Annotated in this window: 12 protein-coding genes and 1 pseudogene; 9 read left to right on the plus strand and 4 right to left on the minus strand. The window is 52.9% G+C overall.

The annotated features are described in order from the left end of the window. Nucleotides 1-559 precede the first annotated feature (559 nt). A complete protein-coding gene (locus tag K3T83_RS01130; RefSeq protein ID WP_220201160.1) occupies nt 560-835 on the plus strand; it encodes a hypothetical protein in 276 nt (91 codons plus the stop codon). A gap of 780 nt (nt 836-1615) precedes the next feature. Here the strand turns inward: K3T83_RS01130 and K3T83_RS01135 are convergent. Both K3T83_RS01135 and K3T83_RS01140 read right to left on the minus strand, forming a co-directional pair. Then, complete coding sequence (locus tag K3T83_RS01135; protein WP_220201161.1) at nt 1616-2290, minus strand: WD40 repeat domain-containing protein; 675 nt, start codon at nt 2288-2290, stop codon at nt 1616-1618. Then, nucleotides 2241-3404 (minus strand): serine/threonine-protein kinase, encoded by a 1164-nt coding sequence (locus K3T83_RS01140; protein WP_220201162.1) that lies wholly within the window; start codon nt 3402-3404, stop codon nt 2241-2243. The genes K3T83_RS01135 and K3T83_RS01140 overlap by 50 nt, the downstream gene beginning before the upstream one ends. A 219-nt stretch (nt 3405-3623) precedes the next feature. Here K3T83_RS01140 and K3T83_RS01145 point away from each other — a divergent pair. Further along, a pseudogene (locus K3T83_RS01145) lies at nt 3624-4131 on the plus strand (IS6 family transposase); the annotation flags it as partial. Between the two features lie 318 nt (nt 4132-4449). On the opposite strand, the gene K3T83_RS01150 reads toward K3T83_RS01145, so the two are convergent. After that, nucleotides 4450-5805, minus strand: coding sequence for an MFS transporter (locus K3T83_RS01150; RefSeq protein WP_220201163.1), 1356 nt, complete (start codon nt 5803-5805; stop codon nt 4450-4452). A gap of 805 nt (nt 5806-6610) precedes the next feature. Here K3T83_RS01150 and K3T83_RS01155 point away from each other — a divergent pair. Then, nucleotides 6611-7453 carry a metallophosphoesterase family protein gene (locus K3T83_RS01155; RefSeq protein WP_220201164.1) on the plus strand — a complete coding sequence of 281 codons (843 nt, stop codon included), beginning with the start codon at nt 6611-6613 and terminating at the stop codon, nt 7451-7453. A 405-nt stretch (nt 7454-7858) separates the two neighbouring features. Here the strand turns inward: K3T83_RS01155 and K3T83_RS01160 are convergent, their stop codons facing one another. Further along, complete coding sequence (locus K3T83_RS01160) at nt 7859-8464, minus strand: TetR/AcrR family transcriptional regulator (protein ID WP_220201165.1); 606 nt, start codon at nt 8462-8464, stop codon at nt 7859-7861. A gap of 149 nt (nt 8465-8613) precedes the next feature. Between K3T83_RS01160 and K3T83_RS01165 the strand changes: the two genes are divergently transcribed. The 6 genes from K3T83_RS01165 to K3T83_RS01190 all read left to right on the plus strand — a co-directional run bounded on the left by K3T83_RS01165 (nt 8614) and on the right by K3T83_RS01190 (nt 13573). Next, complete coding sequence (locus tag K3T83_RS01165) at nt 8614-9354, plus strand: SDR family NAD(P)-dependent oxidoreductase (protein ID WP_220201166.1); 741 nt, start codon at nt 8614-8616, stop codon at nt 9352-9354. Nucleotides 9355-9462: 108 nt separating this feature from the next. Beyond that, nucleotides 9463-9780 (plus strand): GNAT family N-acetyltransferase, encoded by a 318-nt coding sequence (locus tag K3T83_RS57705; protein ID WP_373324385.1) that lies wholly within the window; start codon nt 9463-9465, stop codon nt 9778-9780. Nucleotides 9781-10368: 588 nt separating this feature from the next. Continuing rightward, nucleotides 10369-11061: an alpha/beta hydrolase gene (locus K3T83_RS01175; protein ID WP_220201167.1), complete on the plus strand. Its 693-nt coding sequence runs from the start codon at nt 10369-10371 to the stop codon at nt 11059-11061. 163 nt (nt 11062-11224) lie between these two features. Then, nucleotides 11225-12235 (plus strand): aldo/keto reductase, encoded by a 1011-nt coding sequence (locus K3T83_RS01180; protein ID WP_220201168.1) that lies wholly within the window; start codon nt 11225-11227, stop codon nt 12233-12235. A 156-nt stretch (nt 12236-12391) separates the two neighbouring features. After that, entirely contained in the window at nt 12392-12934 is a 543-nt protein-coding gene (locus tag K3T83_RS01185; RefSeq protein ID WP_220201169.1) for a dihydrofolate reductase family protein, read from the plus strand. A gap of 123 nt (nt 12935-13057) precedes the next feature. After that, nucleotides 13058-13573, plus strand: a complete 516-nt coding sequence (locus K3T83_RS01190; protein ID WP_220201170.1) for a DinB family protein — start codon at nt 13058-13060, stop codon at nt 13571-13573. The last annotated feature ends 145 nt before the right edge of the window (nt 13574-13718 follow it).

Genomic DNA, 13718 nt, shown 5'->3' on the forward strand with positions numbered 1-13718 from the left:
TTTCTCTTCCTCACCGCATAAAGAGGAAGCGGACGAAGAGGCTACAGCTTTGTTTATAAAAAAGACGCGAGAAGAATCAGTTTTTTGCACAGAAGGTGCTACAAGTGAGTGGTGAGCGATGGGTTTGTCAGGATTCTGGGGATGTGGATAACAACTGATAACTAACGCGATGTGCAAGGTGACTTGCCAAAGAAAAGCGTCAACACCATCCCGAAAATTGTGGAGCGAAGAGGCTTTTCGCCAGGGGTAAAAAAGTGGATAATTGTAGAGTTGATAGGTGATCATTCCTACCTTTGTGGCCCTATTGGACTTTGTTGCATGGTCAGGTTAAAGTGTACCCTGAGATTAAAACAGTCTATGCCTGTAGTATCACCTCCCCCCTCTTTGAAAAGCCTCTTCCCTACACACAATTCGAGATGGTATCGGAAGAAAGCTGAGTCCTAGTCTCGGACATCGGACAGCCACAAAAGAGAGACTTCGGACATGGGGCTGGTCCAGTTGCAGCTTGTCAGAATGGAGGCTTCCCTCTCCTGCCAATGCCTGGTCATGGCCCATGTTCATGCAATGGTCTGCCTTCGACGCAGGATGCACGAAGCAGGGTGGCTCGTGGTGGACGCCGACGCAGACCGCCACTCCAGAAAAAACAGCAAGAAGAGCACAGAGAGTGACAAACGATCATCGCGAATTGAAGAGAGATGCTCAGGATGGCTCCATCCTCGCTGACCACGTGCTCTCGACCCGTCAGCAGCCCTCTTGCGCGACTTCCCGACTGCTGCAAGCACGTGGCGAGATGTGGTCTGTCTTGATGATGAGAACTATTGAGATGGCGTTTTGAGGAGGAACATGCGTATCATCTGACTCAGCCGGAAGTCGCTCATTACCTAGTTACTGTGACGAAAGAGTTGGCCGAGCTGCTTGGCATTTCCCTCGTTGAAGGGAGAGGTGAAAGCGAAAACTGAGCTAAGAGCGAGGAGAGCGTGTCAGGCGCTCCCTCGCTTGATCTACTTTGCTTCCTTCTGTCTGAACTGGAGTATCATCTTCAGAATGCTCAAACCAATCCAGACCAGACGTTCAATCGCTCGGTCGCGAAGCCACTCATTGCCACATGTAAAGCATTCTTCATGAAGTAATCTGAAGAGTAAGTCAGTCGCTCAGTCACGGGAATCATCTCTGGTTACAATTGCTCAGTCGTGAAAGTCGTCCTTGCTACGTCCTTGTTGGTAGAAGTGGGTTTATCTTGCTTCCCCCACAAGCGGGTGAAACCGCTGGGGAAGCGCTCCCGTTCGGGGTCTGCTGAAAAGGTCAAGTAGGTGATGTTGGCAAAAAGCAACCAGAGAGCGATGTTGTACTCCCTGGCCTGATGGGTGCCCTCACGTCTTCAATCGCTTTCAACGTGCACTCCCCGCACGCATGCGCGGTGTTCCATCGTTGTGGCATTGATCGCGGTACTCTTTAGCTAACCATATGAGATGCACCTGGTGAAGAACAAGAAATGAAAAGGCGGTAGTTCTCATGCTTCTCCAATAGATGCTTCAGCATTGAATATCGTCAAGATAGAGACATCCTCTGTGCCTCATTCAACCCAGATGACGTTCGATTTTTGTGCGAGATACTATTATGCGCTCCACACCTGCACTGTGTTATCTCCGCTTCCGGAGGCGATGCGCTTGCCATCTGGGGACCACGCTACTGCATTCACGGTGTCAGCGTGACCTGTGTAGCTGTAGGGTGACGAGTCATCAGTCACATTCCACACCTGCACTGTATTATCTCCGCTTCCGGAGGCGATGTGCTTGCCATCTGGGGACCACGCTACTGCATTCACGATGTTCTTATGACCTTTGTAGGTAGAAAGCAACGTACCATCCACTGCATCCCATACCTGCACTGTTTTCTCGCTACTGGAGGCGATGCGCTTGCTATCAGGCGACCACGCTACTTCGCCCACGAAGTCAGCAGGACCAGTAGAAGCAGTAGAACCAGTATAGGTCAAAGAGGGCGACTTCCCATCCGCTACATTCCATACACACACCGATTTCATGCCCCCGCAGGCAATGTGCTTGCCATCGGGCGACCACGCTACTCCACCAGGGGAACTGTCACCATTGTAGCTAGAGGACGACGAACCATCCCCTGCATTCCATACCTGCACTGTGGGATCTCCGCCCCCGGTGCCAAGGGACGCGCTACTGGAGGCAATGTGTTTGCCATCGGGCGACCACGCTACTGTATACACGGTGTCAGTATGGCCTCTGTACGTGTAGAGAAGGCGTGTTTGAGCATGGCTCATAACACTCCCTATCCACACAATGCCACTGCCTACCAGCATGGTTACACCTCCCCCTACGAGAACGCTTCGACGTGAGAGATGCGATGGGACAGGTGCAGATCTCTTTCCCATCGCGTTCTCTCTCTTGGAGAGTACGAGAGGTGGACTGGATGGAGATGCGACAGTCGATGTGGAGGAGATGGTGCTTAAAGGGTCCAATGGCCCTTGGGGGGATCTCGTGTGCTGGCTTGATACTCTCCTGGACGCTTGATAGTGGGGGTCTGTCGGGGGCCATAAGCATCGTCGTGGTCAGCCCTCGATCTCCGGAACTGGCCTGCTCCAAGGCAGTTGCAAAGGCCACAACAGAACGAAAACGCTCTTTGGGGTCCTTGGCCAGCGCCGTAAAAATGACCTGTTCAAGCTCTGGCGAAATCCCAGGCACCTTTTCACGCAGTGGGGGTGGTGGGATCAGACAATGCTTGGCTGCGATCTCGGGAAAGGAACCGGTAAATGGTGGCTCTCCCGTGAGCCATTCATAGATAACCACGCCAAGGGCGTACTGATCGGAAGCCGGACGTGGATGCGCCTGGATCTGTTCGGGGGCCATGTAGGAGATCGTCCCCACAGTATCCCGGGTATGATCGTTGCGCGAACTTTGCGCGACGATAGCGACGCCAAAGTCACTGAGCAAGAGTTCACCCTGTTCTCCCACCAACATATTTTCTGGCTTCACGTCACGGTGGATCAGCTTGTGTTCATGTGCATAGAAGAGGGCAGAGGCCACCTGCTTGACGTAGGGGATGATGGTGACAAGCTCTAAACGGCTGCCTTTGGGGTGTCGTTGCCGCAGGGTGCCAGCGGAAGCATACTCCATGACGAGGTAGGGGAGACCCTCCTCCAAGCCAAAATCGAAGACGCGAATGATATGGGGATGCTTGAGTCGGGCAATGGTGCGTGCCTCGCTGCGGAAGGCTTCGATCTCCTGAGGTGAGACCAGATGGGTATGCAAGACTTTGATGGCGGCATCGGTTCCCAGGTGCAGATGCTCGGCCAGATAGACTTCGGCGAAGCCCCCCTGTCCCAGCAGGCGCGTCAAACGGTAGTGTCCCAACTGTTGTCCTACGCGATGGCCCATCAGGCTCCCTCCTGCATCCTTGACGAGAGATGACATCATGCCTCAATTGAGGAAAAAGATGTACTGGCTCTATTGTAGGGGAGGAGAAAGATGCCTGTCAAGGAGTGATCTTGCACTCCCTGTAACGGTTCTGTCAGAACTGAAACACCATCTTGGCACGGAGGGCGACGTCTGTTATCCTCCTCCAGGTAATAAAGGTGAAAAGAGAAGCCAAAACCTATGAATTGTCCCTATTGCACAGCATCCACAACCAGAAAGCGAACCAAGAAAACAGAACTGAGCTATACAACCTTCTTTTGCTCAGCATGCCGACGTACCTTTAATGAACGAACTGGCACTCTTTTCAACTATCTTGAGGCTCCCACCGATGTCGTTTTCCTCGTCGTTCTGTGGCGGCTGCGCTATAAATTGAGTCTGCGCGATGTGGCTGAGATGTTTTTAGAACGTGGTTGTGTGTTTACACATGAAACCGTCCGGGACTGGGAAGCCCGATTTGCTCCCCTGGTAGCGGACAAAACGGCGTGGTGAAGCCGGGAGATCCTGGTATGTGGATGAGACGTACATGAAAGTTCACGGAAAGTGGCGCTACCTGTATCGGGCCATTGATGCTGAGGGTAATCTGGTCGATTCTCGGTTGAGCGAAAAGCGAGATATGGAGGCAGCCCAACAGTTTTTTAAACAAGCTCTTGCCGTTGTTGGCTCTACGCCGGAACGGGTGACGACGGACGTGATCTTCCCCCACAAAACCGGGGCAGGCTCAGGTCTGTAACTACTTTGGCTGCGAACAGGTAGAACTGCTTACACAAAAGATCTCGTGAGTCTGCTCATTTTGTTGAGGAATTTCTGTTTCCTCACATGAGAAAAAGCCGTTGCCAGGAGGATTTTTCTCATGTGAGGAAGGTACGGTTACTGTCACGTTCCGCAAAGGAGCGGAACGTGAGCTGACCCTTTTTGTAGGAATGTCTCATGACCAGAGATGCATTCACTCACATCTGTATAACATCCTCTCCGCTTGAGAGGATTACTTGCCGTGTCCGTGAGAAAGTCACATCTCTGCGCTCTTCATCTTTCTGAAGTGTTTAGATGCATACAACCCACCCCCAACCAGCGCGATGCCTGCACAGCTATTGAGGATGCTTGTCGCATTGAGAGTGATGAAAGAAGAATGGAAAGCAACAGGATGCAACAGCGTACTACTGAGATACCCACTCAGAAATGTTGCGAGCAAAGAACTGATGGTCGTCGCGGTTCCAAAGGTGGAAAAGACACGGCCCTCCATCTTTTCGGGTGTGGCACCCAGTATCAACGGACCAACGAGAGCTTCCGTACAACTATGGGCAATATTGATGATCACCATGCCGACCAAAGCGATGAGCGGCTGACTTTGTAATGCCGTCACAATCATGGCGATCCCAGCGAGCACCCTTGCTGTGTAGTAAACTCTGGGATGCCCTCTTGTTGTTGCAGACCTACTGACGAGCCAGGTTCCAAGTATCCCTCCAAGTGATGGCACGCCATTGAAAAGACCGTAGAGACTCACAGGGACATGCAAATTTTGCGTGATAAAGAAGAATGCCATCGTGTTAATAATGCCGAATCCAAACGCGAGCAGGCTTTCTGCGCACAAGAGTGTCCGTAAGAGCAGATTCCCTTCAATGCATTGGAACCCTTCCCACAGCTCTTTGAAGACATGATGGAGTCCCTGTTTTTCGACAACGAGAGATGATGCTGGCTCTGACACATGCATGCTGCGTATGAGCATCCAGGAACAGATGAACGATACCGCATTCAAAAGAATGGCCAGATTTACTCCCAGATTGGCATAGCATATTCCCGCAAGCGCTGACCCAACAGGCCAACAAACAGCCATAGCGGTGCCTGTGGTGAGCGCAGAGGCTTGAGTGAGCCTCTCTTCTGGCACAATCTCCCTGAGAAGGGCCTTCGTCGATGGATTGAAGAACTGACTCAAGCTACTCTGAGCCCCGACCACAAGATAGATGATCCCAAGCTTCATGGGAATTGGCAACACCGCAGTGTATGCTGAAAGAAACGGAAGCGGACCTGGCCCGCTTACCAACAGCAGGGAGAGAACGAGGATTGCTCGTATCACGTCCATGAAGCGCATGGTCTTTTGTTTCTGCCAGCGATCCACAAACACTCCTGCAAATGGACCTATCATAAGGGCGGGGAGAGCGGCTGATAGCGCTATACCACTTATGGCGAGTGGTGCATAGCTTTGGTTCTGAAGGAGTGTTCCAATCCATAACGTCAGGCTGATCAGGAAAAGCACGTCACCCGTATACGAGATCGCGCTTCCTATCCACAAGAAGGTGTAGTTGCGATTAATGAGCAGAAAGCGCTGGCGAGAACGTGCCAGGTACTTTTGAGAAGAATGACGCATATCAATCCTTTCGCGCGCGCAAATGGGAGAGGTGATCCATGTCGGAATAATTGTGTAGGGGAGGGAGGATGCGCAGTGCGGAAAAGATATGCTCTGTTACCGGAGAAGGGAAAAAACGGGTAGGAGTGTCGGGACAGAAAGACAAGTTATACCATCATGACCTCGGATGGTCATGCCTCTCTCGCATGGTAGTCTCTTCTCTCACTCTTCTCTCGCTATTGCGCCGCATGCGGCGCGTTTGCAACCGGAGAATGAGTGATGGCGCTGACAACAGATGTCTGTTGTAGGAGTACCATTTGCTTCATTATCTTTCCTTGCTATTCGCTTTCTTGATATTGTGCCTGGATACTACCATGCGAAGTTGCTCTGTGTCAAGCGCTGATCATCACGTTCCAAGGTGGGCACAGACTTCATTGCCAAGAATTTCTCGGTTGTGTGAACAGTCAGAGCCACTTAAACAAGAGCTTTCTTGAGTCTGCACTAGATATGACGTAGCAGATACGTAAATGTTAAATTTCTTTCAATCGCTCAATCGCGAAGCCACTCATTGCTACCTACCCTGTTACTGTTTGTCTCAGTAACAGGGACACTTTCAATCGCTCAATCGCGAAACCACTCATTGCTACAACCCCTCTCGCTGCGAACCGGCCAAGAAAGCCGGTGAGAAGGCGTGTTGCGAGAGGCTCGTGTTCAGGAGTAAGTACCTACGAGATGTGCAACGAGGAAACGATGAAGCACAACTGTTTGCTATGATACAATACAAAAGAAGCTTCTCTCCTAGCACAAGAGAACCAAGGAGGTGCAGATGCGTCTGGCTCTTCTCTCAGATATTCACGGGAACCCTCTCGCCCTAGATGCTGTTCTCGCTGATATTCAGAATCAGGGCGAGGTTGATGGCTATTGGGTCTTGGGGGATTTCGCCGCTCTTGGCTACGATCCGGTGACCCCGCTTGAAAAATTAGTGGCTCTGCCGCAGGCCAGTTTCACCCGTGGGAACACGGATCGCTACGTGATGACGGGAGATCTTCCCATCCAGCCGGAGCGCGTCCTGCAAGATCGGACGCTGCTCCCACAGGTTATCGAGGCGGCAAGAAGCTTCTCGTGGACAAGGGGCTATCTAAGTGCCACTGGCTGGTTGGACTGGCTTATGAACCTGCCGCTCGAAGTGCGTTTGACTTTGCCAGATGGGACACGTGTACTTGGTGTTCATGCTTCTCCAGGCAGAGATGACGGATCTGGCATCCAGTCCACACATAGTGACAACCAACTGGAAAGACGGCTGGCAAGCTGTGAGGCCGATCTCGTTCTTGTCGGGCATACCCATATTCCGCTTGATCGCCAAGTTGGCAAGAGACGAGTCATCAACCTGGGGAGTATCAGCAATCCGATCACGCCTGGTCTCCAAGCAACCTATGCGCTTCTTGATGCCAATGAGCAGGGCTATCGTATCCAGTTGCGAGAGGTGGATTACGATCACGAGGCTGTGATCAAAGCCATTAAGTCCTCTCGCCATCCCACCCCTTCGTTCCTGATCGGATTTATGCGCGGGGAACGCATTTCCTCATCAGATCCAGGCTTCTTCCAGGCAGGCCGGGGTGCGGAGAAGCCGAAGGAAAAGGAGGCGACGAACATATCAAAGCAGGGATGACATGAGGAGAAGCTTCGATACTAGAGTAAATCTCTCTCCCTGGTGCATCCTCATCAGGCAGTGTCCTGGAATGGACATCAGAAGACTTCCAGGCTCTTTTTGTGAGATGGGATCTCCCTCGTTGAAGGGAGAGGTGAGAGCGAAAACTGAACCGAGAGCGAGGTGAGCGTCACATGCTCCTTCGCCGGTATTGTCAACTTCATTTTTACTCTTGATGAGTTTTCCCCACCGCTGCCTTTTTCATTGGATCAAAAGGTTCTTTCTGAGAAAGAAAAGAGGGACGGTATTCCACTTTCACGCATTGCTTTTCCCATTCCCTCTCCCATTTTGATGAAGTTGACAATACCCCCTGGTGCGCTCATGTTCACCTGTTTGTACGGCACTGGCAAGCAGGGATGACTCAGATCAGGATGCGAAGGAGCGAACATAGGTGAATGCTGCGTGAAGAGCTATCCGTAAGGGCTGCGTCGTCTTACGGGTCTGCGTTAAGAGGAGTCCTCCCTGCAAACTGGTCATCACAGCGACAGCCAGTTCGGCGGGGTCGGCATCGGGACGCAGATCACCTTGCTCGCGCATCCTTGTGAAGCCCTCAACCAGATAGTGTTCCCATTGATCGAAGGAGTGAACTAGAGCAACACGAGCCGCCTCGTCCTGATCAGCAAGCTCGCTAGCGAGCGACCCAATCGGACATCCCCCGACACATTGGCGCTCTTCTTGCAAAGCAATCAGGGCTTCGCACCAGCGTTCCAGGTTCTCCCAACTGTCCAGGTTGGTGAGCAGGGGCTGCTGTGCGTCAAGGACATTGGTAGTCTGCCGCTCAATAATAGCCTGGACTAGATTCTCTTTGTTGGCAAAGTAATGATAGAGCTGGCTTTTACTGACGGAAGTCGTCGCCCGAATGTCGTTGAGACTGGTGCCTCGCACACCCTTCTCTCCAACGAGTTGAGCAGCCTGCGCCAGGATACGCTCGCGAGTGCTTCGACCCCGTGGGGTAGATGGTTCGTCCGGCACAGTCCTCCTCCTTTCTCTCAGCTGTTTTCTCATAAAGTATAGCACACACTGGACTTTCTGGTCCACTTATGTTACAATGGACCATGTGGTCCAATAAGTGAGGCTGCAGAGTCCATTGTGAATACTTCCAGAGGAACAAGGAGACATTCATGCGTTTAGAAGGAAAAACAGCCCTGGTCACTGGATCGACCTCGGGGATTGGTCAAGCCATCGCAGAAGCCTTTGCTCGTGAAGGAGCGCGTGTGGTGGTGTCAGGGCGAAACGCGCAACGTGGCAAGGCCGTTGTCGAGACGATCCAGGCTGCTGGTGGAACGGCTGCATACGTCCGGGCAGATCTCATCACAAAGGCAGAGGCCGACCGTCTTGCCAGGGAGGCAAGTGAAATGTTCGGTCCTGTCGATATCCTGGTGAACAATGCGGGGATTTATGCCTTTGGCCCAACAGCACAAACAGACGAGGCCACCTTCGATGCACATATTGCAACCAATGTGAAGAGTCCGTTTTACCTCACGGCAGCCCTGGTTCCACATATGGCTGAGCGGGGGTCAGGCAAAGTCATCAACATTACAACGATGGTTGCCCATATCGGAGAACCTGGAATGGCTCTCTACGGGGCAACGAAAGCGGCTCTCGCGCTGCTCACCAAGTCCTGGGCGACGGAGTTTGGTCCCAGCGGCGTCAATGTCAATGCCATTGCCCCTGGCCCAACCCGTACTCCTGGGACCGAAGTTCTGGGAGAGGCTCTGGATAAGCTCGCCAGCACGCTTCCAGCAAGGAGAGCGGCAAGTCCCTCTGAGATTGCGGAAGCAGCTGTCTATCTAGCCAGCAATGAAGCAAACTTCGTGCATGGGGTGACGCTCCCCGTTGATGGAGGGCGCATAGCCATCTAAAGACACCGTTGGTAAGCCTTCTGGTCAGGAGAGCTTACCAACTGTTCTCTTTGGTCAAATCCGAGAGAGGCACACCATGAGTTTGTTGAAGAACACATCGCTGGTTTTGTGAGCTTTCAAATCCGCACGAACCCCTTTACTCAGAAAGCGTATGGCTTCATTGAAGACCTCTATATTGCCCCATCGTTTCGACGGCGTGGATATGCACAGGAGTTGGCTCAAGCCGCTTTTCGAGAGCTGCGCCAGCGTGGTGCCCAACACATTGAACTCGATGTCCTTGCTCACAATGAACATGCTCTTGCATTTTGGCAGAAGCAAGGACTCACCTTGCATCATTATGTTTTGACCGGACCTTTCCCTTCGGAAGAGAGGTATGAGACCCATTTTTTATCACCAAACGAGTCGAAGAATCATAAATTGGTATGACATTTTAACTCATGTATTCATTGCTGGCGAGGCTCGATAAAACGACCACTATTTCTCTCGTAATATGGCGCTCCTCTCCTGGTAACGGCTGGCTCTCGCAGTACAGTCTATACAAGCCTACATTGGCACAAAGCTGAAAAGAGAGACGCGTGATCGGTCCCCCTTGCCATCAATACCAATCAGCGGGAGATCCTCTTCTCCACTCTCGCCTTTTTGCACTCATTGACGCGGCTACCGCCCTCTTCCCCAAAATTGCTGATCATTTGCGATGAGTTTAGGATCAACTGTGTGTCCTAGAGGTGAAAGGGGATTGACCTCTCTCGCACATTTCGTTTGAATTAGGAAAGGACACCATCTTATGCAAAACCTTATCGAGTGTACTCTCGTCTCCTTAGACGGCATAGACGCTGGAGCAACTCTCTCCCGATTTGCTCCCTCCCGCGACCTATGGACTGACAGGATCAATGCTCTACCCAGGTACGTCTTCTCCTCGACGTTGGCATTTGCCAACCAGTTCGTTGAGGAAGCCAAATTGGACGGCGCTTTCAAGCAGGGAATGCGGCCAATGCGCCAAGAGAGGAGCGCAAAATGAACGTGACAGTTCTCCTTGTTCACGGAGCCATGAATACCCCGTGGATCTGGAAACCGGTGCAGGAGCGCCTCACGGCTCAGGGCATCGCCTCGATGGCGGTGCAGTTGCCGAGTAGTCACCCCGATAGTCGTGCTGTGCAGGATATCGAGGCCGATGTCGCCGTCTTGCGGGCGGCAATCGAGGCCGCACCTGGTCCGGTGGTGCTCGCGGCCAACTCCTACGGCGGCGTACCAGCCACCTGGGTGGCAGGGGAGACAGCGAAGGTCATAGAGATCGTCTACATGGCCGCCTTCCTTCTGGAACCGGGGCGCTCCATCCTGGACTGGCTAGGCGGTGCCTTCCCAGACACCTGGGAGTTTTCATCTGACGGTCGAGCGATGAAGTTCGGCGATGTGGAGAATAATCTCCTCAATGGTGTGGACCCTGCCCTGGCTACCGAGGTCATAAAGCAGCTCTCCTGGGTGAGTGTGCAGGCCTTCCACCAGCCACTGCCCACGACCCCAACCGAGACAAAAGCGACCTATATCATCACCACCCAGGATCGCGCCCTGCCACCCCCTGCCCAGGAAGCGATGGCGGCACGTACGACGCGGACAGTCAGGGTCGCCTCTGGACACTACCCACATCTGGCCTGCCCGGACGAGGTCGTTGCCGTCCTGGCTGGTGCCGTTGCCCGGGCGGGTACCTGAACGGCCTTTCCATCCCAGGCAACAATCCACGGAGTTCTTCCTTGATTCCGCTCAACTGAGCCACAGGCGAAGCTGCCGCACAGCCTAGCAGCGGCGGTTGGGTGAGTGGAACGAGAGATATTCCTACTGATGCACAGAGAAACACGAGAAAAGAGGACCATTGATGGACATGACATTGTTAGGACGCACTGGCCTGAAAGTCAGCCGCATTTGTCTGGGGACCGCGACCTTTGGCAACCAGGCAGACGAAGCAACATCCTTCTCGCTGATGGATGCCGCTGATCAAGCTGGCGTCAATTTTTTTGATACCGCCAACGTCTATCCGTTCGAGGCTGGTATAGAGAACGTTGGCATGACTGAGGAGATCATTGGGAACTGGCTACGCGAGCGCAAAGCTCGCGACCGCATCGTGCTGGCAACCAAGTGTTACAGCAAAATCGGTCCAGGCCCCAACGACGAAGGATTGAGCCGCCGTCACATTCTTGCCGCCTGTGAGCAAAGCCTGCGCCGCCTTAAAACGGATTACATCGATCTCTATCAGGTGCATGCCTTTGATCCAACCACGCCCATTGAGGAAACGCTGCGTGCCCTTGACGACCTGGTGCACGCGGGCAAAGTTCGTTATATCGGCTGCTCAAATTTCCCGGCCTGGCGACTCGCCGATGCACTCTGGACCAGCAAACTGCTCAAGTTGGCCCGTTTCGAGAGTGTCCAGCCACGCTACAATATGCTCTTTCGCATGATCGAAGATGAACTGATCCCGCTGTCTCAAGCTCATAACGTTGGCGTTATCATCTACAATCCCCTCGCTGCTGGTATGCTGACCGGACGGTATCGAAAGAGCCGTACTCTTGAGCAAGATACTCGTTTTACCCTAAAAAACAGCGGAGGCATGTATCAGAGACGCTATTGGCAAGATCCCATGTTTGAGGCCGTTGACCGCCTCGCCAGCGTCGTAGAGCCGCGTGGCAAGAAGCTTGTCGAGGTGGCGCTGGCCTGGGTTCTGGCTCAGCCTGGCATTACCTGCGCCATTCTAGGAGCCAGCAAGCTGGAACAATTCACGGAAAGTTTACGTGGTGCCACTGTTTCATTGGATGAAGAAGAGCGCAAAATCTGTGATGACCTCTGGTACACCCTTCCACGTGAGCGTGATCCCTTGCTTGCACGCCGATAAGCCTGACCATAAGCATGCTCATCGATGCGGCTACAGCCCCGCTCCCCAATTTTGCTGATCATTTGCGATGAGTTTGGGATCAATGGTGTGTCCTATACGTGAAAGGGGATTGTCCCCTCTCGCACATCAAGTTTGAAGAGAAAAGGATACCATATTATGCGTAACATTATCGAACATACTCTCGTCTCCTTAGACGGCGTTTCTACTGGAGCAGCCATCCCAAGATTTGGTGAGTACCGCGACGACGAGGAGTATAATAGGGACCGATTGGACCAGGCGCTCTCATGCGAAGCGCTGTTGATAGGCCGCACGACGTACGAGCTGTTTGCCAAGAACTTCCCCATACGCACCGACCCGTGGGGTGAGAGGATCAATGCCATGCCCAAGTATGTCTTCTCGTCGACGTTGGAAAAAGCCGACTGGAACAATACAACCATCATTCGAGGGAATGTGGTCGCTGAAGTGACCAAACTCAAGCAGCAAGAAGGACGCGATCTGCTCATCTATGGGTCTGCTCTTCTCACAGAGACGTTGCTCAAACACCACTTGATCGACGCCCTCGGTCTCTCGATCTTTCCGTTTGTTCTCGGACAGGGGAAGCAGCTCTTCCGGCAGAGTGACCATCCTGCATTGACGCTCGTCGAGACAAAAAGCTTCTCCAGAGGTATTGTCATGCTCACCTATGAACCACAATACTGATGTTGCAATTCCGACCACGGCGAGAGCATCTGGCAAGATTTTTCTTGGGTATGGTTCTTGCTTGTTTCTTATGATGACGGCCGAACAGATTATAAAAGGTTTGAACAAGAAAGGTAACGAAACATGAATGCAACCGCACTTTTACGCGAACAGGTCCAACAAGCTCATGGGTTCCTGAATGCAACACTAGAGGGTGTGACATCTGAGCAAGCCCATTGGACACCTCCTGGTACCGCGAATCCCTTAGCAGCTACCTATGTTCATGCAATTGTCAGTCAAGACGTGGCCATCAACGTGGTGCTCCAAGGTGGTGCCCCCCTCTTTGCCACAGAATGGGCAGAAAAGACGGGCATCAGCGAGATCCAAACGAAACCGACAGCAGAATGGGCACACCGCGTCCGCATTGACCTGCCGACGGCGCGCAGCTATGCCCAGGCGGTCCACGCGGCCACCGATGCCTATCTGGCAACGTTGACCGACGAGGATTTGGCCCGTGTGCTTGATCTGACCAGCGTTGGATTCGGGCAGATGACCGTCGGCACCCTTCTCAATCGCATGGTGCTGGGGCATGTCGACAATATGACCGGCGAGATCTCTGTCCTCAAAGGCTTGCAGGGGGCCAAAGGCTACCCTATCTAGCGCTTGAGGAGCAGACGAAAAGCAGCTGAATAAGCCATATTCGTTATGCTACTCTTGCTGACACAGGAAGAGCTGGACGATATACCGCCCGGCTCTTCTCCGGCCTCCGCCGGGAACAATGTGTCTCCAGATGAAGCCTGACGAA

It is taken from the genome of Reticulibacter mediterranei (assembly GCF_016587455.1).

Coding starts and splice junctions, on each gene's coding strand:
- K3T83_RS01130 (WP_220201160.1), top strand. CDS start 560: ATGCAATGGTCTGCCTTCGACGCAGGATGCACGAAGCAGGGTGGCTCG.
- K3T83_RS01135 (WP_220201161.1), bottom strand. CDS start 2,290: ATGAGCCATGCTCAAACACGCCTTCTCTACACGTACAGAGGCCATACT.
- K3T83_RS01140 (WP_220201162.1), bottom strand. CDS start 3,404: ATGGGCCATCGCGTAGGACAACAGTTGGGACACTACCGTTTGACGCGC.
- K3T83_RS01150 (WP_220201163.1), bottom strand. CDS start 5,805: ATGCGTCATTCTTCTCAAAAGTACCTGGCACGTTCTCGCCAGCGCTTT.
- K3T83_RS01155 (WP_220201164.1), top strand. CDS start 6,611: ATGCGTCTGGCTCTTCTCTCAGATATTCACGGGAACCCTCTCGCCCTA.
- K3T83_RS01165 (WP_220201166.1), top strand. CDS start 8,614: ATGCGTTTAGAAGGAAAAACAGCCCTGGTCACTGGATCGACCTCGGGG.
- K3T83_RS01175 (WP_220201167.1), top strand. CDS start 10,369: ATGAACGTGACAGTTCTCCTTGTTCACGGAGCCATGAATACCCCGTGG.
- K3T83_RS01180 (WP_220201168.1), top strand. CDS start 11,225: ATGGACATGACATTGTTAGGACGCACTGGCCTGAAAGTCAGCCGCATT.
- K3T83_RS01185 (WP_220201169.1), top strand. CDS start 12,392: ATGCGTAACATTATCGAACATACTCTCGTCTCCTTAGACGGCGTTTCT.
- K3T83_RS01190 (WP_220201170.1), top strand. CDS start 13,058: ATGAATGCAACCGCACTTTTACGCGAACAGGTCCAACAAGCTCATGGG.